Below are 20,891 nucleotides of genomic sequence, written 5' to 3'. Positions count from 1 at the left end.
GTTTGAAACAAACCTACACTGGCGGCATGACGACTCGCTGGCTCACCCCCGAGGAGCAGCGCGCCTGGCGCGCCTACATCGCCGCCTCGCTGCTCCTGGAGGACGCGATCGACCGGCAGCTCCAGCAGGACGCCGGCATGCCGCATCTGTACTACTCCATCCTGTCCGTCCTGTCGGAGTCCCCGGAACGGCGGCTGCGCATGACCGATCTCGCCGAGCGGCTGAAGATCACGCGCAGCCGGCTGACCTACGCGGTGACGCGACTGGAGAAGGACGGCATGGTGCGGCGCGAGGCCTGCCGCTACGACAAGCGGGGCAGCATCGCGGCACTGACCGACGAGGGCTTCGCCGTCCTGGAGCGGGCGGCACCCGGGCATGTCGAGACCGTGCGGAGCTTCCTGTTCGACCGGCTCAGCGAGGAGCAGGTGGGGCAGCTGGAGGAGATCTCCACGGCGATCGCCCAGGGGCTCCAGGAGGAGGGGGCCCGGCCGGACTCGGACGACGTGCCGTGGCGACGGAGGGCCTCGTCGGCCTGTTCGTAGACCGTGTCGGCCTGTTCGTGACCCCGTAGGCCTCTTCGTGACGCGCGCCACACGGTGCCGTATTTTCGTTGCTTCAAATTTAAAGCAAGAGTAGGGTTCCGGTCGTGGATCTGCTTCAAATCTGAAGCAGTACGGCTGTGCAGCCGAACAGGAAACGGAACCCGGAGGCCCCGCATGCCCGACACCCCCGCCGTCATCGCCACCCCGCGCTCCCGCGTCCGGGTCCCGCTGCGCTTCCACGACGGTTACGAGGTCGACGCCGAGCTCGTCACCTTCCACGGCCTGGCCGACGGCCAGGAGCACGTGGCCGTCGTCCTCGGCGAGCCGGGCCCGGTCCCGCTGGTGCGGCTGCACTCCGAGTGCCTGACCGGGGACGTGTTCGGCTCGGCCCGCTGCGACTGCGGCCCCCAGCTGCGCGAGGCCGTCGAGCGCATCGCCGAGCGCGGCGGCGTGCTCCTCTACCTCCGCCAGGAGGGCCGGGGCATCGGCCTCTACAACAAGCTCGACGCCTACGCGCTGCAGGACCAGGGCCTGGACACGTACGAGGCGAACGCGGCCCTGGGGCTGCCGGAGGACGCCCGCGACTACACCGCGGCGGCCCAGATGCTCCGGGCCCTGGGCATCGGCGAGCTGGACCTGCTCTCCAACAACCCCGACAAAGCGGGCCAGTTGCGCGAGCTGGGCGTCGGCGTCCGCGACCGCGTCCCCACCGGCGTTTTCACCACCGCGCACAATGTCCGCTACCTGCGCGCCAAGGTCCTGCAGACCCAGCACACGCTGCCGCTCGCCGCGCTGACGGAGCTCAGCGCCGGCTGATCCGCCGGAGCGCTGAACGGGACTGCTTGCCCCTGGGCTCATCGGGTACAGCCTTTGAAAGAGAGCGACCTCAGCTGTACCCGGAGCTTATGGAAAGTGATCGTTTCGTGACCGATCTCGGCGGCCCCGGCGACCACCGGGCGAGGAGACCGGACGACGGCCCGGAGGTCGTCGCGGCACAGATCGCCGCTGCCGTGGAGAGCCTGACGGACCTGTGGTCGGTCGCCGCCCAGGAGGCGTCCCTGCGGCTGTCCCCGCACCAGCTGCGAGCGCTGCGCATCGTGCAGGCGGCGCCCGGTCTGAACCTCACGACCCTGGCGGACCGGCTGGACATCGGCCTTCCACGGCCAGCCGGCTCTGCGACCGCCTGGCGGCGGCGGGCCTCCTGGAACGCGTCCCGCACCCGGACACCCGCCGCGAGGTGCGACTGCTGCTCACCCCGCACGCCCGACACGTGCTGGGCGACGTCGCCGACCGCCGGACAGCGGCCCTGGCCACGGCCCTGGCGGCGATGGAACCGACCGAACGCGCGGCCCTGAGCAGGGGTTTGCGGGGATTCCTCGCGGCCCGGGGCGCTGTGGTCCCCCGAGCCGACGACAGCGACGGACTGCCGGGCGGCTGAGGCTTGTCCGGCCGCGGCCGGTGGGATCGGCCGGGCAGCCGGGGCCGGTCCGGCCGCTGGTAACTGCCGCGCAGCGAGGCCGGTCGGCTCAGCCCGTCGCCAGCATCCCCGAGCGCAACCGCGCCACCGTCCGCGAGATCAGCCGGGACACGTGCATCTGGGAGATGCCGAGGCGGGCCCCGATCTCCGCCTGGGTGAGTTCCTCCACGAAGCGGAGGTGGAGGATCAGCCGCTGGCGTTCGTCGAGTTCGGCGACCAGCGGGGCCAACGCGTGGAAGTCCTCGACGAGTTCCAGGGCGGGGTCCTCCTCGCCGATGAACTCCGAGAGCGAAGCGTCGCTCTCCTCCGTGTCACCGCTGACCGCGGCGTCCAGGGACGAGGACAGGTAGCCGTTCGCCGCGATCTGGGCCTCGACGACCTCCTCCTCCGACAGGTTCATCAGCGCCGCCAGTTCCGCGACCTTCGGCGCGCGGCCGAGGCGGGAGGCCAGTTCCTCGGTGGCCTTGGCGAGTTCCGTACGGGCCTCCTGCAGGCGGCGCGGCACGTGCACGGCCCAGGACGTGTCACGGAAGAAGCGCTTGATCTCGCCGATGATGTACGGCACCGCGAAGCTGGTGAACTGCACCTCGCGGGAGACCTCGAACCGGTCGATGGCCTTGATCAGCCCGATGACGCCGACCTGCACGACGTCGTCCATCGACTGGCCGCTGCTGCGGAACCGGCGGGCCGCGAACCGCACGAGCGACATGTTCATCTCGATGAGCGTGTTGCGCGCGTACTGGTATTCGGGCGTGCCCTCCTCCAGCACGGCGAGCCGGTCGAGGAACTGTCCGGTCAGCTCACGCGCGTCCTGCGGGGTGAGCTTCTGGGGCTCCGCGATCTGGGGCAGCACCTCGCCGGTGTCGGTGCCGGAATCCGTCGTCGTGCCGATGCGCATGGTCGTCGTCACGGGCCCTCCCTCGTAGTTCCGGCCCGCTCCGATCCCCCGACAGGCCACCTCCACCGCCGCTACCCGCACTCGCCCGGCTCATGCCCCGCGTTCGCCCTGTCGAGACGTTGACCACAGTCGATGCAGGTCGGGGCGGTGTCGGGGTACCCGCAAGCGTGCCGTGACGGTACGGGCAGGAGGGCGGGGCGGTGCGACGGGAAAGAAGAGGCCAAGGGGCTCCCGGAGCGGACTGTTGTCGTTTGACAACTATAGTTGCAAGGCAACAAAGTAGCCGTGCCGAGAGGGTGCGGGGGAGGAAACGGAAGGACCGACCCGGTGCCGCGGCGGGCAGTTCAGGCCGTCCGGGTACCGGACGCGCGGGAGTCGTCGGAGTCGTCGTGTATCTGGGCCGCCGCCGCGTCGCAGAACGCCTCCAGCCCCTGCAGCAGCGCGACCCGCTTGGCGGCGGGCATCTGGTCCAGCACCGCGCGCAGCGCCTGCTCCCGGCGCACCCGCAGGTCGGCCAGGAAGGCCCGGCCGCGGCCGCTGAGCTGCAGGCGCACCTCGCGCCGGTCCACCGCACTGACCACGCGTTCGACGAACCCGGCCGCCTGGAGCCGGTCGCACAGCCGGCTGGTCGAGGGCGGGGTGGAGGCGAGGGAGTCGGCGAGCGTGCGCAGGTTGATGCCCTCGTGGTGCTCCAGGATGAGCAGCACGCGCAGCTGGGACGCGGACGCCGGCGCCGTGGAGGCCCTGCCCCACAGGACCTCCAGCAACTCCGCGGCCGTGGAGGTCACACGGGCGACCTCTGCTGGCTCAGGGCGGGGTCGGAGGGAAGTCACAGTCACACTCTCGCAGGCACCGGGATGGCCGTCAGCGTACTAGGCACGCGAGCGGCCGGGGCGGCACGGACCCCGGCCCGCGGCCGCCCACCACGCCGTCGGCCGCACGCGCGAGGCCCCGCCCGCGGTGGCCCGTACGGGACGCCCCGCAGCCCCTGCCCCCCACCCGCTGCCCCCGCCCGTTGATCTCCACTCGTTGACCTCCAAGGATTGGTGTTTCGACCATCGTGACCGCGATCATGAACAGATTCGTGGCCGCCGAGCGCGCTCTGCGCACGGCGGCGCCCCATCAACTGCTGGACGCGGTCCGTCGTGTACTGACCGATCAGTACACGACGGACTCCGTCGAGCTGTTCCTGGCCGACTACGGACTGACGGTGCTCCAGCCGGTGTCCGTGCTGCCGCACACCCTCCAGCCGGTGCCCGTGCACAACAGCCCGGCGGGCCGGGCCTTCGGCGCGCAGGAGCCGTACGTGGAGACCCTCCCGGGTGACCTCGTGCGCGCGCATCTGCCCGTCACCGTGCGCGGTGACCGCCTCGGCGTGCTGACGGTGACCCTGCCGGGCGACGAGCACGCCCAGGGCTGCCTGGGCGAACTGGCCGAGATCGCCCAGGTGCTCGGACACGAGGTGGTCGTGGCCGAACGGGACACCGACCTGTACCTCCAGGCCCGCCGCAGGGACCGGCTCACCCTCGCGGCCGAGATGCAGTGGCAGCTGCTGCCTGGCCGCTCCTGCGTCCGCCCCGAGTACGAGCTGGGCGCGCAGCTGGAACCCGCGTACGCGATCTTCGGCGACAACTTCGACTGGTCCGCCACAGCCGACCGGCTCAGCCTCTACGTCACCAACGGCATGGGCGAGGGCATAGAGGCCTCCCTGCTGACGAACCTGGCGATCAACGCCCTGCGCAACGCGCGCCGGGCCGGCCTCCCCCTCGCCGACCAGGCCGCCCTGGCCGACCAGGCGGTGTACGCCCATTACCGGGGCCGCTGCTACTTGTCCGTCCTCATGCTCGACGTCGAACTGGCCACCGGCCGGGTCCGGGCCGTGGACGCCGGGTCCCCGCAACTGCTGCGGCTGCGTCAGGGCGCGGTGCGGCGGGTGGACTTCGAGGCACAGCTGCCGCTCGGCATGTTCGAGGAGACCGACTACGTGGCCCAGGAGTTCCGGGTCGAGCCGGGCGACCGGCTCGTCTTCGTCAGCGACGGGGTGTACGGCGTCGCCTCGCCGCGCGGAGAGGCGTACGGCGACGCCGCCCTGGCCCGGGCGATCCAGTCGACCCGACTGCTCCCGGCCGCCGAGGTGCCCCGGGCCATCCTGCGCGAGCTGACCGGCCACCGCGGCAGACCCGTCCCGGACGACGACGCCCTGGTGGTCTGCCTGGACTGGCGTGGGCGGTGAGGGACGGGGCAGGCGCAGGTCAAGGGCCCGGAAGAGACGTTGTTTGGTGGTGTCGTACGTCGGCACTAATGTTTGTCATATGGCAAGTAACGGCTGAGGCGCCGTCGCGCGACCTCGGTCCGGCCCGCGCAAGGGAGCGATGCAGGTGTCGGTGTCGGTGTCGGAAGAGAACGCGGAACAGGAGCCGGCCGCACAGCAGGTGAGCGCCTTCCTCGAACGGCGCCGGGAGCAGATCGCCCAACGGTGGGCGGACGCCGCGCTGTTCCGCACGGTCTTCACCGTCTCACGCGACGAGGCGGTGGAGGCGGGCCGGGCCGTCGCGGCCGCGCTGGCCGCGGTGGCGGCCTCCGGACGGCTGGACGACATCCGGGCGTCCGGATTCGAGGCGGTGCGCGACCAGCTGGGCCGGATGGCGGCCTCCCGCGCCCGGACGGGGATCGATCCGGACGGGGTGGCACGCGAGGTGGCCGCCCTGCGCGAGCCGGCGGCCGAGCTGCTGCGCGCCGAGTTCGAGGACCCGAACGGCCCCGAGGCCCTGGAATGCGTCGTGGCGCTCACCGTCCTCATGGGCACCCTGCGCCTGGTCGTGATGGAGACGGCGGTCAGCGCGAGCGAGGAGCTGATCGCCCGGCAGCGCGAACAGCTGCACGAGGTGGCCACGCCCGTGATCAAGCTGTGGGAGAGCACGGTCGCCGTCCCGCTGATCGGCACGCTGGACAGCGCGCGCAGCCAGGTGGTCATGGAGAGCCTGCTGGACGCGATCGTCGCCGAGCGCGCCCGGTACGCCATCCTCGACATCACCGGCGTGCCCACGGTCGACTCGCTGGTCGCCCAGCACCTGATGAAGACGGTGGCGGCGGCGCGGCTGATGGGCGCCGAGTGCATCGTCTCCGGCATCCGGCCCGCGATCGCGCAGACGATAGTGCACCTGGGCATCGACCTGGGCACGGTCCTCACGCGCGGGAGCCTGGCGGACGCGCTGGCCTACGCGCTCAGCCGGCAGGGCGTGGGGATCGGGCCGGTGGCGCCGATCCCCGCGGCCCCGGCGGCCGACGCGGGCGTGCGGTGACCGGGGCCGCGGGGATCGGCCCGGCGGGCGGACACTTCACCGTGCCGGTCCTGCAGCTCGGCGACGTCCTGCTGGTCACCCTCCAGGGCGAGCTGCACGACGGAATGGCCGAGCAGCTCCAGCAGGACATCACGGACCGGATCTCGCACACCCGGGTGACCGGTGTCGTGATCGACATCTCGGGGGTGGAGATCGTCGACTCCTTCCTGGGCCGGGTCCTCGCCGAGATCGCCGCCGGTGCCGGCCTGCTGGCCGCCCGTACGGTGCTGGCCGGGATGCGTCCGGCGGTGGCGATCACCCTGGTCGAGCTGGGCCTCACCCTGCCCGGACTGCGGACGGCCCTGGACGTCGAACGCGCGATGGAGCTGCTCGGCGCGGCCTCGCGCCCGGGTGAGGGGAGTCCGTGATGCGGGCCGCCCGCCACGCCGCCCCGGCCACCCTGCCGATCGGCTCGGACGCCGACCTGGCCTGGGTCAGGCAGCAGGTCCGGCAGGCCGCCGCCGAGCTCGGTTTCGGCCTGGTGCAGCAGACCAAGCTCGTCACCGCCGCGAGCGAACTGGCCCGCAACACCCTCGTCCACGGCGGGGGCGGCCAGGTACGGATCACCCCGCTGGACACCGGGCAGTCGCAGGGGCTGCGGCTGGACTTCGTCGACAGCGGCCCCGGCATCCGCGATCTGGAGCAGGCGATGACCGACGGCTACACCAGCGGCGGCGGGCTCGGACTGGGCCTGAGCGGCGCCAAGCGGCTGGTGCACGAGTTCGAGGTGGACAGCAGGCCGGGTGAGGGGACCACCGTCACCGTCACGGCCTGGGCCACACCCGTATCTCCCTCCCGACCGGGGCCGCCGTGATGAGCGAGGTGTGGGACGTTCCGGTGGACGACTCGACCCGGGTGCGGGACGTGCGGGTGGCGGCCGAGGAGGCCAGCGCCCGCGCCGGCCTGGGACCGCACCGCACCGCGACCGCCGCGCTCGTGGCGACGGAGCTGGCGACCAACCTGCTGCGGCACGCGGACGGCGGGCGCGTGCTCATCAACCTCGTCGACAGCGCCCGCACCGACGACCGGCGTACCGCCGTGCAGCTCCTGTCGCTGGACCACGGCCCCGGCATCCCGGACGTCGCGCAGGCCATGCGCGACGGCTACAGCACCGCCGCCTCCCTGGGCGCCGGCCTCGGCACGTGCCGGCGCATAGCGAACGCCTTCGACCTGCACAGCGCCCCCGGCCGGGGCACCGTCGCCCTGGCTCGCATCGACCACGACCCGGCCGTCCGGGGCGCGTCCCCGCCCCGCCCGCGCGCCGGCGGCGTCAACGTCCCGCTCGGCCGGGCCGAACACTCCGGCGACGCCTGGGGCTGGGTGCACCGCGGCGACCGCCTGACCCTCCTGCTCGCCGACGGCCTCGGCCACGGCGCCAAGGCCGCGGAGGCCTCCACCGCCGCGGTGACCGAACTGCGCGACCTGGCGGACCGGCCCCCCGCCGAGATCCTGCGCCACCTCGGCGGGCCCCTGCGCCGCACCCGGGGCGCAGCCGTCGCGGTGGCCCAACTCGACCTCCCGTCCGGCCGTTTGACCTTCTCCGGCATCGGCAACATCGGCGCCCGGCTGCGCACCGACGGCACCTGGAAGGCGCTGCTGTCCCAGCCCGGCATCGTGGGCGCGCAGGCCCCGGCGACCGTCCCCGTGCAGCGCGAGCCGTGGCACGCCGACAGCCTGCTCGTCCTGCACAGCGACGGCCTGCCCACCCGCTGGACCCCACCCGACGACGACACCCTCCTCACCCGCGACCCGGCGGTGGTGGCCGCGGCGATCCTCCGCGACGCGGGAAGCGCGGCCCGCCCGGTCCGCGACGACACGTGCGTGGCGGTACTGGGCGGAGCCTAGGACGCCGTACGCGTCGGCTCGCCGGCAGGCTCGGACCAACTCGACGGCTCACGCTCCCCCGCTGCTCCGGCGGCGTACCGTGACAACGTGGCGAAAGACGACCTCGGGCGCACTCTCCGACGCCTACGCCGGCTGGCCTCCCTGACCCAGGAGGAACTGGCCGCCCGTTCGGGCGTTCCGTCGACGTGATCCGTCAGCTTGAGCAGCGCTTAAGCACTCGGCGCGACTGCCCACGCTGCACGCCTTGGCCAACGGCCTGGGTGTGGAACTGACCACTCTCCTGGGTGATCCACCCGCAGTCTCCTCGACTGGCGAGAACGATGGACCACGTTTTGTGGCCGTGCGGCGGGCCATCATGCCTGTGCTCTGGGGGCCCGAACCGGAACCGCCAGGGCCGGACTTCACCCTGGACAAGCTTCGCGGGCAGATCGCAGACGGCTGGACGCAGTACCACGCCGCCGAGTTCGACGCGGTGATGAAGTCCCTCCCGGCCCTGATCTCTGACGCGCGTACGGCGACAGCAGTCGTCCCGCGTCCGGGCCGCCGTCCAGGCGCTCGTCGTTGAGCGAACGATTCTGAGGTCCCGGCCGTGCGCCGCGCCCTGGTCACCGACGGCGATACCGGCGAGGTCGCCCACTTCGAGGGCCGTTCGGGCTCCAATACGGGCTGGGGCTCGACGAGGGACAGCGTTCCTTCCTCCACCTGGTGCTGTCCATGGTGGGCATCGGGATCACCACCCTCGCCTCCGTGGAGGACCTCGACGACCGTCGCCTGCCGATCATGCTGCGGGCGATCCTGAGGCTGGCGGGCAACGACGACATCGCCGTCGGCCGCCGCCTGTGACCCCCTGGAGCACACACAAGGCCCAACCAGCCACCCCGCTGTCCGGCCACCGGGAAACGGCCATTCGAATCACTCGAAGCCGTATCTCGCCTACGAGTGCCGCAGCTGCCCCTACGACCTCGGCCCGTCACCGGCCCGCACGCCGGTCACGCCGGTCACGCTCTCCACGGCCCGGCGGTCCGTCGAAGACCCAGGTGATCCGGAGCAGCGCCGACAGTTGGCACTCCTCGCCGCCTCAACGCGTTGGTAGACCCATCGGTGGATGCGAGCGGCGATCGATACGGCGTCCTGGGTGGCGTTCCGCCTGGTGGAGCGCGGGTGGAGCTAGCGATCATGGAACCATCACGAAACGCAAAGGACCCCAGCCCAGGTTTCTCTGAGCTGGGGTCCTTCAGGTAGGCCCTGTGGGACTCGAACCCACAACCAATGGATTAAAAGTCCACTGCTCTGCCAATTGAGCTAAGGGCCCAGGCGATGTTGCCCCCACGAGCATAGCCGGACAACGCCGAGTTCCCGATCGGGTATCGGGTCCCGGCCGTGCCGCGGGGGCGCCGGAGCGCCGTGACCCGCCCAGAGGGGCGGGTCACGGCGCTCGTCACACGGGTGTGTCAGCCGTTGCGCTTCCAGCGCGGCTTGTCCTCGCGGCGCTGGAAGGAACCGCCGCCGCGGTGGTCGTCACGACGGCCGTACGGACGGTCGTGCCCGCCGGAGCGGAAGCCCGGACGGTCGTCGCGGCGGTCCCGGTTGAAGGGACGGTCGCTGCCCCGGTGCCCACCGCGCTCGTCCCGGCGGAAGCCGCCGCGGTCACGGTCGCGGTTGAAGCCACCGCGGTCGTCACGACGCTCGAACGAACGCCCGCCACGGTCGTCACGGCGCTCGAAGGAACGGCCGCCCCGGTCGTCACGACGGAAGCCGCCGCGCTCACCGCGGTCGCCCCGGTCCGCCCGGTCGTCCCGGCGGAAGCCGCCACGGTCACGGTCGAAGGAACGACCCCCACGGTCCCGGTCACGGTCACGGTCGCGGTCCCGGTTGAACCCGCCGCGGTCGTCCCGACGCTCGAACGAACGCCCGCCACGGTCACGGTCCCGGTCGAAGGACCGGCCACCCCGGTCACGGTCGAAGGACCGGTCACGGTCGGCGTACCGGTCACGCCCGGCTCCGCCGCGCTCCTCGCGCTCGACGTCCTGCGCGGTCGGCTGCTCCGGCACCGACACCTCGGCACCGGCCGGAACCTCCGCGGCCTCCCCGGCCGCCTGCGGCTCCTCGCCGCGCTCGCGCGCGACCCGCGCCAGCAGCCGGTCGGCCTCCTCGCGCAGCTCGTTCGCCCGCCGCTGTGCCCGCTCCAACTCCTTGGTGAGCTGGGCGACCTCGCGCTCGGCCTGCTGCGCGGCATTGCCCACCGACTCGGCCTGGACCTCGGTCATCGACCGGGCCCCGGTGATCTCGGCGACCTCCGGGTCGAAGGCGCCGGCGCCCTGGATGATGTGGCGCGTGGCGTCGACGCCCGCGTCCTCCATCAGCCGGAAGATCTGCCGCCGCTGGTGCGGCAGCGACAGCGACACGACCGTGCCCGTGCGGCCGGCACGCGCCGTACGGCCCGCGCGGTGCAGGTAGTCCTTGTGGTCGCCGGCCGGGTCCACGTTCAGCACCAGGTCGATGCCGTCGACGTGGATGCCGCGGGCCGCGACGTCGGTCGCGACGAGGACGTTGACGTACCCGTCCTTGAAGTCGGCCAGGGTCCGCGTCCGCGCGCCCTGGGTCATGCCGCCGTGCAGCGCGTCGGCCTTCACACCGGAGTCGCGCAGCTGCTCGGCGACACGGTCGGCGCCCAGCTGGGTGCGGACGAAGATGATCGTGCGGCCCTTGCGGGAGGCGATGGCCGCGGTGACCGGCGCCTTGTCCTTGGGCTTCACGATGAGGATGTGGTGCGACATGGTCGTCACGGCGCCCTGCGCGGCGTCGACCTCGTGGCTGACCGGGTCGTTCAGGTACCGGTCGACCAGGGTCTTGATCTCGTTCTCCATGGTCGCGGAGAACAGCATCCGCTGGCCGCCCGCCGGGATCTGGTCGAGCAGCTCGGTGACCTCGGGCATGAAGCCCAGGTCGGACATCTGGTCGGCCTCGTCGAGAACGGCGATCTCCACGTTCTCCAGGGAGCAGGCGCCGCGGTTGATGATGTCGCGCAGCCGGCCCGGGGTGGCGACCAGGATGTCGACGCCCTTCTCCAGGGCGTAGATCTGGTTGCCCATGGACGTACCGCCGCAGACGACCTTCATCTTCAGGCCGAGGACGTCGCCGTACGGCTGGAGCGCGTCGGCGACCTGCATGGCGAGCTCACGGGTCGGCGTGAGGATGACGGCGCGCGGCTTGTGCTTCTCGGTCCGGCCGCCGGCGAGCGTGGCCAGGGTCGGCAGACCGAACGACAGGGTCTTGCCGGAGCCGGTGCGGCCCCGGCCGAGGATGTCCTTGCCGGCCAGGGCGTCCGGGATGGTCGCGGCCTGGATCGGGAAGGGGGTGGTCACGCCGTTCTGCGCGAGCTTGCGCACGACACCCTCGGGCAGACCGAGGTCGGCGAAGGTGGTCTCGGGAGCGTCTTCGACGGCCTCGTTCTCGGGCACGACGACGTGATCAGTACTGGCGATGGACATGCGAATGCGAAACCTTCCGGAGTCTCAAGTCGGCACGCGCCCGTCAACTCCGTGATTCGCGATTCGCAATACGACCGCCTCTATGCGGTCCACCACGGCAAAGGAGAGTACGCGCCACACGGCGCGCTCTGCGGTGGCGCCGGGCAAGATGGGATCAAACGATCTGCCACCATACGCACTCCGGGCCCCGCAAGGCAAACCGGACTGGTACGGCTGTCTCCATAAGGCGAGCCGGGCGCTTTTTGTTCCCGGCGGACGGCTCCGGCGGACGGCTCCCGGCTGAATCCCCGGCCCCGGCCCCGCCCCCGCAGGGCTACGCCGGTGAGCCCGCCTCCGGCGCCGGCTCCCGCTGGGCCAGCTGCGGCCCCGGCGGCTCGTGCGCGGACGACGACGGCTCCGGCGTCGGCTCCGGGGACGTCGTCGGCTCGGGCGGCGTCGGCGTGGGCTCCGGTTCCGTCGTCCGGGTGGGCGTGGGCTGCGCCGGCGGCTTCGGCGTCGGCTTGGCCGGCTTCACCGGCTTGCCGCCCCGGGGCGCGGACGCGCTTGCGTCCGAGGTCGGTGACGCCTCGGGGGGCGCCGATTCCCCCGGCCCGCCGCGCTCGCCCTTCTTCCCCTTCTTGCCCTTGCCCCGCTCGCGCTCGCCGTCGGCCGCCGCGGCCCCGAACCCGCCGGCGCCGCCCGACACGGCCGAGCCGCCGTCGGGCGCCTCCCCGCCCCGCTGCCCGGCGGAGTGCGACGGCTTGGCGCTCCCGCCCGTGCCGTCGTCCCCCACACTCATGCAGCCGGCGGCAGCGGCGACGGCCACGGCCGTGGCGGCCAGACGGACGGGTACGAACAAGGGGCGCACGGGGCCACCTCCGAGAAGGGTGATGGAGTCAACACCTCCAACTCCCGCCGCCCACAAGAGGACACGCGCCCCGCATTCACAACCCGCTCAGCCGTAACCCAGGGCGTGAAGGCGCGCGTCGTCGATGCCGAAGTGGTGCGCGATCTCGTGCACCACGGTGATCTCCGTCTCGGCGACGACGTCCTCCCGCGACTCGCACATCCGCAGCGTCGGGTTCCGGTAGATGGTGATCCGGTCCGGCAGCACACCGGCGTACCACTCGCCCCGGTCCGTCAGCGGCGTCCCCTCGTACAGCCCGAGCAACTCGGGATCGTCCGCCGGCGGCTCGTCCTCGACGAACACCGCGACGTTGTCCATCAGTCGGGTCAGCTCCGGCGGGATCCGGTCGAGCGCCTCGGCGACCAGCTCCTCGAACTCCTCGCGCGTCATCTCCAGCACAGGCCCATTGTCGGCCACGTGCCCGCCGTACGAGAGCCTTCCGGCGTCGCATATCCGGCCCGGGACTTGGGCATACGGGACCAATGGCCCGCTTCCCCGCCGCAGTCCTGAGTGTCCTGAACCCGATCCGCAAGGCCCCGCGCGCCCTGGCCCGCCACTACCGCTCCCGCCAGGCGCCCACCACGATCGAGCTCGTGCCGCAGCCCCATCCGTGGGTCCGCGCGGCGGGACTCGTGGCCGTCGTCCTCTTCGGCGCCTGGCTGGGCCTGCTGGTCGTGGGCAACGTCCGGGTGCCGGTCGGCCCCATGAACACCACGATGGCGCTGCGCCCCTCCTTCACCGGCGGCACGAAGATCAACGTCTCGCCCCTGGGCGCCCTCCAGCTGGACAGCCACCTCGCCCCGGTCCGTCTGGACGTCAACGTCGACCAGCTCGACCCGGAGCGCTCCCAGGCCCTCGTCGACCACCCCGAGCGCCTCTCCGGCCTCCAGGACGAGGTCACCCAGGACGTCGGCCGCGGCACGCTCGACCTGGCCGTACGGTCCTCCGTGGCCGTCGTCACCGGCGCGACTGCCCTCGGCCTCGCGGTCTACCGGCGCCCCCGCCGCGCCCTGGCCGCCGGCGGACTCGCCCTCACCCTCCTCGCGGCCTCGGGCGGCACGGCGTACGCCACCTGGCGCCCCGACTCGGTCCTGGAGCCGAAGTTCTCGGGCCTGCTCACCTCGGCCCCGTCCCTGGTCGGCAACGCGCGCAGCATCGTCACGGAATTCGATGTCTACCAGAAGGAATTGGCCCGCCTGGTCACCAACGTGACCAAGCTGTACGACGCCACGTCGACCCTCCCCGCCTACGCGCCCGACCCCTCCACCATCCGGGTCCTGCACGTCTCCGACATTCATCTGAACCCGGCGAGCTGGAAGATCATCGCCTCGCTGGTGGAGCAGTACAAGGTCGATGTGATCGTCGATTCGGGCGACACGATGGACCACGGCACGGCCGCCGAGAACGGCTTCCTGGACCCCATCGAGGACCTCGGGGCGCCCTACGTGTGGGTCCGTGGCAACCACGACTCGATGATCACGCAGCGGTACATGGAGGGCCTGAAGAACGTGCACGTGCTGGACGGCGGCCGGGCCGAGACGATCAAGGGCCTGCGTTTCGCGGGCATCGGCGACCCCCAGTTCACCCCGGACCGCTCGAAGCAGCCCGGCGCCGAGCAGTCCCAGGAGTTGGCCGGCGCCCGCCTGGCCACGGCCCTGCGCGACCAGCGCACGGCGGGCACCCCGGTCGACGTCGCCATCGCCCACGAGCCCTCGGCCGCCCGCGAGGTCGACGGCGAGGTCCCCCTGGTCCTGGCCGGCCACCTCCACCACGACGAGATGGAGGTCCTGAAGTACGGCACCCGGCTCCGCATCGAGGGCTCCACGGGCGGCAGCGGCCTGCGGGCCATCGAGGGCAAGCACCCGGACCCCATCGAGGCGTCGATCCTCTACTTCGACCGGGACACCCGCCATCTCCAGGCCTGGGACGAGATCGAACTGGGCGGCCTGGGCCTCACGACGGCCGAGGTCAGCCGCCACCTCCCGGAGGAGAACCAGCCCGGCGCGACCCCGTCCCCGAGCACCCCCACGGAGACCAGCCCCTCGCCCTCCTCCTAAACCGTTTTGGCGATAGCTCCCGCCATCCCATATGCTTCTCACGTCCCCGACGCGCTGAGAAGCGCCCAGGCGGGCCGATAGCCCTCATCGTCTAGCGGCCTAGGACGCCGCCCTTTCAAGGCGGTAGCACGGGTTCGAATCCCGTTGGGGGCACGCACCACCCTGTGCGACACTGTCGTACGAAGCTTGGTCCTGTGGAGCAGTTTGGAGTGCTCGCCACCCTGTCAAGGTGGAGGCCGCGGGTTCAAATCCCGTCAGGACCGCTGAGGTTTCACGTGAAACCTCGTGGCTGGGTAGCTCAGTTGGTACGAGCGTCCGCCTGAAAAGCGGAAGGTCGCCGGTTCGACCCCGGCCCCAGCCACAACCGCCCTCACCAGGGCTTGAGCCCCTCTCCGTCACCATCGGGGAGGGGCTCTTTCGTGCCGTCTACGCCAACCTCTCCCCGACTAGTCGTCCCCGCGGCTCTGCTGCGAGTGGGAACCCCGGCTCGCGCTGCGTGCCAGTTCGCTGCCGAGCAGCGTCGCCTTGGCCACACCCCGTGCCCAGCGCGGGGCGTCGCCCCGGGCCGCCCAGAAGACGCAGACGCAGCCGCCGATGACGAGCAGAACGACAACGGACAGTATGAGCACGAGCATGCTCGCCCCCCATTTCGTGTGATGGTCGGCGTCATCCTCTCAGGCGGGCCTCAGCGGGGACCGACCCACTGGGGCAGGGCGGCCAGCAGTGCGTCCTGGTCGTGGTCGTCCGCGGCCCACGCGACATAGCCGTCCGGGCGCACCAGCAGCAGCGCCGGTCCCTGGGGACTCGCCGGGGTGACGGTGATCAGCCGCTCTTCCCAGCCCTTCACCTCGGGGCACCGGCCGACGAGGACGAAGCGGCAGGCGCGCAGGGCCTCGTACAGCCGCCGCGGGGTGCCGGCGCTCGGGGCGAGGCGCAGGTCGGGGGCGCGCCGGCCCGTGTACGGGTGCGCGCCGGGCGGTGCCGGATAGGCGATGGAGATCCCCGTCGCCTCGGCCGCGAGACGGTCGGCCAGGGGTGGCAGCGCGGCGGCGGCGCGCGAGGCCAGGTTCATGGCGGTACGCAGCACGGGCGTGTGGATCAGCGCCAGCCGCATCATCCTGCCGCTGTCCCGGATCACCTTCCGGCCGATCGGGTGCCGCTCGGTCTGGTACCCGTCGAGCAGCGTCTCCGAAGCCCGCCCCCGCACCACCGCGGCCAGCCGCCAGGCCAGGTTGGCGGCGTCCTGCAGACCGGTGTTCATGCCCTGACCACCCGCCGGCGAGTGCACGTGCGCGGCGTCGCCCGCGAGCAGGACCCGGCCGAGCCGGTAGCGCGGCGCCTGACGTTCATCGGTCTGGAAGCGGGAGAGCCAGCGCGGGTCGTGCATACCGAAGTCGGTCCCGAGGGCCTTGCGGGTGATGGTCCGCACGTCCTCGAGGTCGAGCGGGGCCTCCACGGGCAGCTGCTTGGCGCGGTCCCAGGCGACCACCCGGTGCCAGCCGTCGCCCAGCGGGGAGACGAAGGCGATCCCCTCCCGGACCGCGTTCGCCAGCGGCATGCCCTGCGGCACGGTCAGCCGGACGTCGGCGAGCATCACCGAGCGCAGCGCGGCCCGGCCGGGGAACGGAAAGCCCAGCGTCCTGCGCACCACGCTGTTCATGCCGTCCGCACCGACCACATAGCGGGCACGCCAGGTGTCCGCGGTGCCGTCGGACCGGCGTACGGACACGCTCACGCCGTCGGTGTCCTGCCGGAGCCCGGTGACCTCCGCGCCGAGCCGCACGTCGGCGCCGAGCGTCACGGCCCGTTTCGCCAGCACCGCCTCGGTCTCGTGCTGCGGGGTCAGGAGCATGTACGGGAACCGGCTCGGCAGGCGCTTCAGGTCCAGCTGGGCGTCCCCGATCATCTGGAGCTTGCCGATCTGGACGCCGCGGGTGACGAGTTCGTCGGCGACGCCCCGGGCGTCCAGCAGCTCCAGCGTGCGCGCGTGGACCGCGAAGGCACGGGTGAGCAGCGACTCCTGAGCGCGGCGCTCCAGCACGGTGACGGACACACCCGCCGCGGCGAGGTCTCCCGCGAGCATCAGACCGGTGGGACCGGCCCCCACGATCAACACGTCGGTGGCTTCAGGCATGGGTCGGGAGGCCCTCCCATCAGGTGCGGCTGCCGTACGGCCTCGCCGCCCATGCAAGCCCCGCCCGGACGAGAAACGGTCAAACCTCACTCCGCGCCGACGCGGAGAGGCCCGCCCCGAGGCCCACCCAGTGGCCCGCCCTGCCGCTCCGCCCCCGGGACACCGCCCTCCACGCCCGGGACACCGACCCGCACCCCGGGACAAAAGCGTTCGCCACGGATTTCCCGGGGATGAGATCCTGGATCGCGTATGTCTACGCATCCTGCCCCCGCCCTCGGCGCCCTCGCCCCCCGCCTGACCGAGCTGTCCCTGCGCGACGCGCACCGGCTCGGGCGCAGGCTCGAAGGTGCGCGCAAGATCCGCAAGCCGGAGGCCAGGGCCGCCGTGCTCGCCGAGATCGAGGCGGAGATCGCCAAAGGCGAGGAGCGGATGGCCGCCCGCCGGGCCCGTGTGCCCGAGGTCACGTACCCCGAGCAACTGCCGGTCAGCCAGAAGAAGGACGACATCGCGGCCGCGATCCGCGACCACCAGGTCGTGATCGTCGCCGGCGAGACCGGCTCCGGCAAGACCACGCAGATCCCCAAGATCTGCATGGAGCTGGGCCGGGGCGTGCGCGGCATGATCGGGCACACGCAGCCGCGCAGGATCGCCGCCCGGACCGTCGCCGAGCGCGTCGCCGAGGAGCTGAACACCCCCCTCGGCGAGACCGTCGGCTGGAAGGTCCGCTTCACCGACCAGGTCGACCCGGACGCCACCTTCGTCAAGCTCATGACGGACGGCATCCTGCTCGCCGAGATCCAGACCGACCGTGAGCTGCGCGCCTACGACACGATCATCATCGACGAGGCCCACGAGCGGTCCCTCAACATCGACTTCCTGCTCGGCTACCTCGCCCAGCTGCTGCCCAAGCGCCCCGACCTGAAGGTCGTCATCACCTCGGCGACGATCGACCCCGAGCGCTTCTCGCGGCACTTCGGCGACGCCCCGATCATCGAGGTCAGCGGCCGTACGTACCCGGTCGAGGTCCGCTACCGCCCGCTCCTCGAGGAGGACGGCGACGACGCCGACCGCGACCAGATCACCGCGATCATCGACGCCGTCGAGGAACTCCAGAAAGAGGGCCAGGGCGACATCCTGGTCTTCCTCTCCGGCGAACGGGAGATCCGCGACACCGCGGACGCGCTGACCAGGAAGAACTACCGCTTCACGGAGATCCTGCCGCTCTACGCCCGGCTCTCCCACGCGGAGCAGCACCGCGTCTTCCAGCCGCACACCGGCCGCAGGATCGTGCTCGCCACGAACGTCGCCGAGACGTCCCTGACCGTCCCGGGCATCAAGTACGTCATCGACCCCGGCTTCGCCCGCATCTCGCGCTACAGCCACCGCACCAAGGTCCAGCGCCTGCCCATCGAGCCGGTCTCGCAGGCCAGCGCCAACCAGCGCAAGGGCCGCTGCGGCCGTACGTCCGACGGCATCTGCATCCGCCTCTACAGCGAGGACGACTTCAACGCCCGCCCGGAGTTCACGGACGCGGAGATCCTCCGGACGAACCTCGCCTCCGTCATCCTCCAGATGACCGCGGCCGGCCTCGGCGACATCGAGAAGTTCCCCTTCATCGACCCGCCGGACCACCGCAACATCCGCGACGGCGTGCAACTGCTCCAGGAGCTGGGCGCCCTCGACCCGGCGCAGAAGGACCCCCGCAAGCGGCTCACCGACACCGGCCGCAAGCTCGCCCAGCTGCCCGTCGACCCGCGCCTGGCCCGCATGGTCCTGGAGGCCGACAGGAACGGCTGCGTCCGCGAGGTCATGGTCATAGCCGCCGCGCTGTCCATCCAGGACCCGCGCGAACGCCCCGCCGACAAGCAGACCCAGGCCGACCAGCAGCACGCCCGCTTCAAGGACGAGACCAGCGACTTCCTGGCCTACCTCAACCTCTGGCGGTACATCCGCGAGCAGCAGAAGGAGCGCGGCTCGTCCTCCTTCCGCCGGATGTGCAAGCAGGAGTACCTCAACTTCCTTCGCATCCGCGAATGGCAGGACATCTACACGCAGTTGCGCACGGTCGCCAAGCAGATGGGCATCCACCTCAACGAGGACGACGCCCCGGCCGACCGCATCCACGTCTCCCTCCTCGCCGGCCTGCTGTCCCACATCGGCATGAAGGACGTGAAGGAGGGCGCGAAGAACGAGTACCTGGGCGCCCGCAACGCCAAGTTCGCGGTCTTCCCCGGCTCGGCCCTCTTCAAGAAGCCCCCGCGCTTCGTGATGTCCGCCGAACTCGTCGAGACCTCCCGCCTCTGGGCCCGCGTCAACGCGAAGATCGAGCCGGAGTGGGTCGAGCCCCTCGCCCAGCACCTGATCAAGCGCACCTACAGCGAGCCGCACTGGGAGAAGGACCAGGCGGCCGTGATGGCGTACGAGAAGGTCACGCTCTACGGCGTGCCGATCGTGGCGCAGCGGAAGGTCAACTACGGGCGGATCGACCCGGAGATCAGCCGCGAGCTGTTCATCCGCAACGCGCTCGTCGAGGGCGACTGGCGCACGCACCACAAGTTCTTCTCGGACAACCGCCGTCTCCTCACCGAGGTCGAGGAGCTGGAGCACCGCGCCCGGCGCCGGGACATCCTCGTCGACGACGAGACGCTGTTCGACTTCTACGACCGGCGGATCCCCGAACACGTGGTCTCCGGCGCGCACTTCGACTCCTGGTGGAAGCGCAAGCGGCACGAGCAGCCCGACTTCCTCGACTTCGAGCGCGAGATGCTCATCAACGAGAAGGCGGGCGAGGTCACCAAGGCCGACTACCCGGACTCGTGGCGGCAGGGCAACCTCAAGTTCCGCGTCACCTACCAGTTCGAGCCGGGCGCGGACGCGGACGGCGTGACCGTCCACATCCCGCTCCAGGTCCTCAACCAGGTCACGGACGAGGGCTTCGACTGGCAGATCCCGGGCCTCAGGGAAGAGCTGGTCACGGAGCTGATCCGCTCCCTGCCCAAGCCGATCCGGCGCAACTACGTCCCCGCGCCGAACTACGCGAAGGCCTTCCTGGACAAGGCGGTGCCGCTCCAGGAGCCCCTCACCACCACCATGGCCCGCGAACTGCGGCTCATGGTCGGCGTCCCCTTCGACGCCGACGACTTCGACTGGTCCAAGGTCCCCGACCACCTGAAGATCACTTTCCGGATCGTCGACGAGCGGCGCCGCAAGCTGGCCGAGGACAAAAACCTGGAGGCGCTGAAGCTCAAGCTGAAGCCGAGGGCCCGCAAAGCCCTCTCGCAGGCGGCAGCGGCGACGGCCGAACGCCAGGGCGGCGAGTCCCTGGAGCGCAAGGGCCTCACCGACTGGACGATCGGCACCCTCACGCGCGTCTTCGAGACCCGCCGGGCCGGCCAGCCGGTGAAGGCGTACCCGGCGCTGGTCGACGACGGCGACACGGTCTCGGTCCGCCTCTTCGACACCGAGGCCGAGCAGGCCGAGGCGATGTGGAAGGGCACGCGGCGGCTGATCCTGCGCAACATCCCGGTCAACCCGGCGAAGTTCGCCTCCGAGAAGCTGACGAACGCCCAGAAGCTGGCCCTGTCCGCGAATCCGCACGGCTCCATCCAGGGCCTCTTCGACGACTGCGCCACGGCCGCCGCCGACAAGCTGATCGCGGACTTCGGCGGCCCGGCGTGGGACGAGGAGTCGTACCGGAAGCTGTACGACAAGGTGCGCGCCGAGATCGTCGACACGACCGTCCGTACGGTGGGGCAGGTGCAGCAGGTCCTGGCGGCCTGGCAGGCCTGTGAACGCCGCCTGAAGGCCGTACGCAGCCCCGCGCTGCTGCCGAACCTCCAGGACGTGCGGGAGCAGCTGGACGCCCTCGTGAAGCCGGGCTTCGTGACGGAGGCCGGGCTGCGTCGGCTTCCGGACCTCATGCGCTACCTGGTGGCCGCCGACCGGCGGCTGCAGCAGATGCCGACGAACGTCCAGCGGGACACGACCCGTATGCAGAAGGTCCACGAGATGCGGGACGAGTACGCCTGGCTCCTGGAGCAGCTGCCGCAGGGCCGGCCGGTGCCGTCCGCGGTCCTGGACATCCGCTGGATGCTGGAGGAGCTCCGGGTCAGCTACTTCGCCCACGCGCTGGGCACGGCGTACCCCGTCTCCGACAAGCGGATCGTGAAGGCGATCGACGCGGCCGTGCCGTAACGGCGTGCGCACACAGGGTGAGTTCG

At 71.6% G+C, this 20,891-nt stretch carries 17 protein-coding genes, 4 tRNA genes and 2 pseudogenes; 15 read left to right on the top strand and 8 right to left on the bottom strand.

Annotated elements, in window-relative coordinates; genetic code table 11:
- Positions 1-26 precede the first annotated feature (26 nt).
- The 3 genes and pseudogenes from ACSUPV_RS21540 to ACSUPV_RS21530 all read left to right on the top strand — a co-directional run bounded on the left by ACSUPV_RS21540 (position 27) and on the right by ACSUPV_RS21530 (position 1,980).
- Positions 27-542, top strand: a complete 516-nt coding sequence (locus ACSUPV_RS21540; RefSeq protein ID WP_031121509.1) for a MarR family winged helix-turn-helix transcriptional regulator — start codon at positions 27-29, stop codon at positions 540-542.
- A 174-nt stretch (positions 543-716) separates the two neighbouring features.
- Positions 717-1,358 carry a GTP cyclohydrolase II gene (locus tag ACSUPV_RS21535; protein WP_037766823.1) on the top strand — a complete coding sequence of 214 codons (642 nt, stop codon included), beginning with the start codon at positions 717-719 and terminating at the stop codon, positions 1,356-1,358.
- Positions 1,359-1,465: 107 nt separating this feature from the next.
- A pseudogene (locus tag ACSUPV_RS21530) lies at positions 1,466-1,980 on the top strand (MarR family winged helix-turn-helix transcriptional regulator).
- 88 nt (positions 1,981-2,068) lie between these two features.
- On the opposite strand, the gene ACSUPV_RS21525 reads toward ACSUPV_RS21530, so the two are convergent.
- A complete protein-coding gene (locus ACSUPV_RS21525; protein ID WP_037766852.1) occupies positions 2,069-2,917 on the bottom strand; it encodes an RNA polymerase sigma factor SigF in 849 nt (282 codons plus the stop codon).
- 344 nt (positions 2,918-3,261) lie between these two features.
- A complete protein-coding gene (locus tag ACSUPV_RS21520) occupies positions 3,262-3,756 on the bottom strand; it encodes a MarR family transcriptional regulator (protein ID WP_078651009.1) in 495 nt (164 codons plus the stop codon).
- Positions 3,757-3,989: 233 nt separating this feature from the next.
- Here ACSUPV_RS21520 and ACSUPV_RS21515 point away from each other — a divergent pair, with 233 nt between their 5' ends.
- The 7 genes and pseudogenes from ACSUPV_RS21515 (at position 3,990) to ACSUPV_RS21485 (ending at position 8,946) form a co-directional block, all read left to right on the top strand.
- Positions 3,990-5,150, top strand: coding sequence for a PP2C family protein-serine/threonine phosphatase (locus ACSUPV_RS21515; protein WP_436948217.1), 1,161 nt, complete (start codon positions 3,990-3,992; stop codon positions 5,148-5,150).
- 151 nt (positions 5,151-5,301) lie between these two features.
- Complete coding sequence (locus ACSUPV_RS21510; RefSeq protein ID WP_382618298.1) at positions 5,302-6,219, top strand: STAS domain-containing protein; 918 nt, start codon at positions 5,302-5,304, stop codon at positions 6,217-6,219.
- A complete protein-coding gene (locus tag ACSUPV_RS21505) occupies positions 6,216-6,626 on the top strand; it encodes an STAS domain-containing protein (protein ID WP_031115375.1) in 411 nt (136 codons plus the stop codon). Before ACSUPV_RS21510 ends, ACSUPV_RS21505 begins: the two co-directional genes overlap by 4 nt.
- Positions 6,626-7,072, top strand: coding sequence for an anti-sigma regulatory factor (locus ACSUPV_RS21500; protein ID WP_037766819.1), 447 nt, complete (start codon positions 6,626-6,628; stop codon positions 7,070-7,072). Before ACSUPV_RS21505 ends, ACSUPV_RS21500 begins: the two co-directional genes overlap by 1 nt.
- On the top strand, positions 7,072-8,103 hold the full coding sequence (locus ACSUPV_RS21495; protein WP_037766817.1) for a SpoIIE family protein phosphatase: 1,032 nt from the start codon (positions 7,072-7,074) through the stop codon (positions 8,101-8,103). The genes ACSUPV_RS21500 and ACSUPV_RS21495 overlap by 1 nt, the downstream gene beginning before the upstream one ends.
- Positions 8,104-8,190: 87 nt before the next feature.
- Positions 8,191-8,656: pseudogene (locus ACSUPV_RS21490) on the top strand (helix-turn-helix domain-containing protein); the annotation flags it as partial.
- Between the two features lie 161 nt (positions 8,657-8,817).
- Positions 8,818-8,946: a hypothetical protein gene (locus ACSUPV_RS21485; RefSeq protein WP_436948214.1), complete on the top strand. Its 129-nt coding sequence runs from the start codon at positions 8,818-8,820 to the stop codon at positions 8,944-8,946.
- A 396-nt stretch (positions 8,947-9,342) separates the two neighbouring features.
- On the opposite strand, the gene ACSUPV_RS21480 is transcribed toward ACSUPV_RS21485, so the two are convergent.
- The 4 genes from ACSUPV_RS21480 to ACSUPV_RS21465 all read right to left on the bottom strand — a co-directional run bounded on the left by ACSUPV_RS21480 (position 9,343) and on the right by ACSUPV_RS21465 (position 12,879).
- Positions 9,343-9,415 (bottom strand) — tRNA-Lys (locus ACSUPV_RS21480).
- A gap of 139 nt (positions 9,416-9,554) precedes the next feature.
- The gene (locus ACSUPV_RS21475; protein WP_359787989.1) at positions 9,555-11,594 is read right to left on the bottom strand and encodes a DEAD/DEAH box helicase; all 2,040 of its coding nucleotides are present in this window, start codon (positions 11,592-11,594) and stop codon (positions 9,555-9,557) included.
- A gap of 313 nt (positions 11,595-11,907) precedes the next feature.
- Positions 11,908-12,441 (bottom strand): hypothetical protein, encoded by a 534-nt coding sequence (locus ACSUPV_RS21470; protein WP_037766811.1) that lies wholly within the window; start codon positions 12,439-12,441, stop codon positions 11,908-11,910.
- 87 nt (positions 12,442-12,528) lie between these two features.
- Entirely contained in the window at positions 12,529-12,879 is a 351-nt protein-coding gene (locus ACSUPV_RS21465; protein ID WP_037766808.1) for a metallopeptidase family protein, read from the bottom strand.
- Between the two features lie 83 nt (positions 12,880-12,962).
- On the opposite strand from ACSUPV_RS21465, the gene ACSUPV_RS21460 reads away from it, so the two are divergent.
- The 4 genes from ACSUPV_RS21460 to ACSUPV_RS21445 all read left to right on the top strand — a co-directional run bounded on the left by ACSUPV_RS21460 (position 12,963) and on the right by ACSUPV_RS21445 (position 14,898).
- Positions 12,963-14,537 (top strand): metallophosphoesterase family protein, encoded by a 1,575-nt coding sequence (locus ACSUPV_RS21460; protein ID WP_436948211.1) that lies wholly within the window; start codon positions 12,963-12,965, stop codon positions 14,535-14,537.
- A gap of 80 nt (positions 14,538-14,617) precedes the next feature.
- A tRNA-Glu gene (locus tag ACSUPV_RS21455) sits at positions 14,618-14,690 on the top strand.
- Positions 14,691-14,725: 35 nt separating this feature from the next.
- Positions 14,726-14,800: transfer RNA gene (locus tag ACSUPV_RS21450), tRNA-Asp, on the top strand.
- A gap of 24 nt (positions 14,801-14,824) precedes the next feature.
- A tRNA-Phe gene (locus tag ACSUPV_RS21445) sits at positions 14,825-14,898 on the top strand.
- 85 nt (positions 14,899-14,983) lie between these two features.
- Here the strand turns inward: ACSUPV_RS21445 and ACSUPV_RS21440 are convergent.
- Positions 14,984-15,172 carry a hypothetical protein gene (locus tag ACSUPV_RS21440; protein ID WP_031115369.1) on the bottom strand — a complete coding sequence of 63 codons (189 nt, stop codon included), beginning with the start codon at positions 15,170-15,172 and terminating at the stop codon, positions 14,984-14,986.
- 50 nt (positions 15,173-15,222) lie between these two features.
- On the bottom strand, positions 15,223-16,671 hold the full coding sequence (locus tag ACSUPV_RS21435; RefSeq protein ID WP_436948209.1) for an FAD-dependent monooxygenase: 1,449 nt from the start codon (positions 16,669-16,671) through the stop codon (positions 15,223-15,225).
- 249 nt (positions 16,672-16,920) lie between these two features.
- Between ACSUPV_RS21435 and hrpA the strand changes: the two genes are divergently transcribed.
- Positions 16,921-20,865, top strand: coding sequence for an ATP-dependent RNA helicase HrpA (gene hrpA, locus ACSUPV_RS21430; RefSeq protein WP_382618492.1), 3,945 nt, complete (start codon positions 16,921-16,923; stop codon positions 20,863-20,865).
- The last annotated feature ends 26 nt before the right edge of the window (positions 20,866-20,891 follow it).

The sequence above is a fragment of the Streptomyces sp. SudanB52_2052 genome, assembly GCF_964272415.1.
GTDB classification, from domain to species: domain Bacteria; phylum Actinomycetota; class Actinomycetes; order Streptomycetales; family Streptomycetaceae; genus Streptomyces; species Streptomyces olindensis.
The sequence above is the reverse complement of the archived record's forward strand: the minus strand, read 5'-3'. Positions and strand labels throughout refer to the sequence as shown.

What these genes read in the sequence shown, in the direction of transcription:
- ACSUPV_RS21515 (WP_436948217.1), top strand. Translation starts at nt 3,990, where the DNA reads ATGAACAGATTCGTGGCCGCCGAGCGCGCTCTGCGCACGGCGGCGCCC.
- ACSUPV_RS21440 (WP_031115369.1), bottom strand. Translation starts at nt 15,172, where the DNA reads ATGCTCGTGCTCATACTGTCCGTTGTCGTTCTGCTCGTCATCGGCGGC.
- ACSUPV_RS21525 (WP_037766852.1), bottom strand. Translation starts at nt 2,917, where the DNA reads ATGCGCATCGGCACGACGACGGATTCCGGCACCGACACCGGCGAGGTG.
- ACSUPV_RS21485 (WP_436948214.1), top strand. Translation starts at nt 8,818, where the DNA reads ATGGTGGGCATCGGGATCACCACCCTCGCCTCCGTGGAGGACCTCGAC.
- ACSUPV_RS21460 (WP_436948211.1), top strand. Translation starts at nt 12,963, where the DNA reads ATGGCCCGCTTCCCCGCCGCAGTCCTGAGTGTCCTGAACCCGATCCGC.
- ACSUPV_RS21540 (WP_031121509.1), top strand. Translation starts at nt 27, where the DNA reads ATGACGACTCGCTGGCTCACCCCCGAGGAGCAGCGCGCCTGGCGCGCC.
- ACSUPV_RS21495 (WP_037766817.1), top strand. Translation starts at nt 7,072, where the DNA reads ATGAGCGAGGTGTGGGACGTTCCGGTGGACGACTCGACCCGGGTGCGG.
- ACSUPV_RS21475 (WP_359787989.1), bottom strand. Translation starts at nt 11,594, where the DNA reads ATGTCCATCGCCAGTACTGATCACGTCGTCGTGCCCGAGAACGAGGCC.
- ACSUPV_RS21500 (WP_037766819.1), top strand. Translation starts at nt 6,626, where the DNA reads ATGCGGGCCGCCCGCCACGCCGCCCCGGCCACCCTGCCGATCGGCTCG.
- hrpA (WP_382618492.1), top strand. Translation starts at nt 16,921, where the DNA reads ATGTCTACGCATCCTGCCCCCGCCCTCGGCGCCCTCGCCCCCCGCCTG.
- ACSUPV_RS21435 (WP_436948209.1), bottom strand. Translation starts at nt 16,671, where the DNA reads ATGCCTGAAGCCACCGACGTGTTGATCGTGGGGGCCGGTCCCACCGGT.
- ACSUPV_RS21535 (WP_037766823.1), top strand. Translation starts at nt 717, where the DNA reads ATGCCCGACACCCCCGCCGTCATCGCCACCCCGCGCTCCCGCGTCCGG.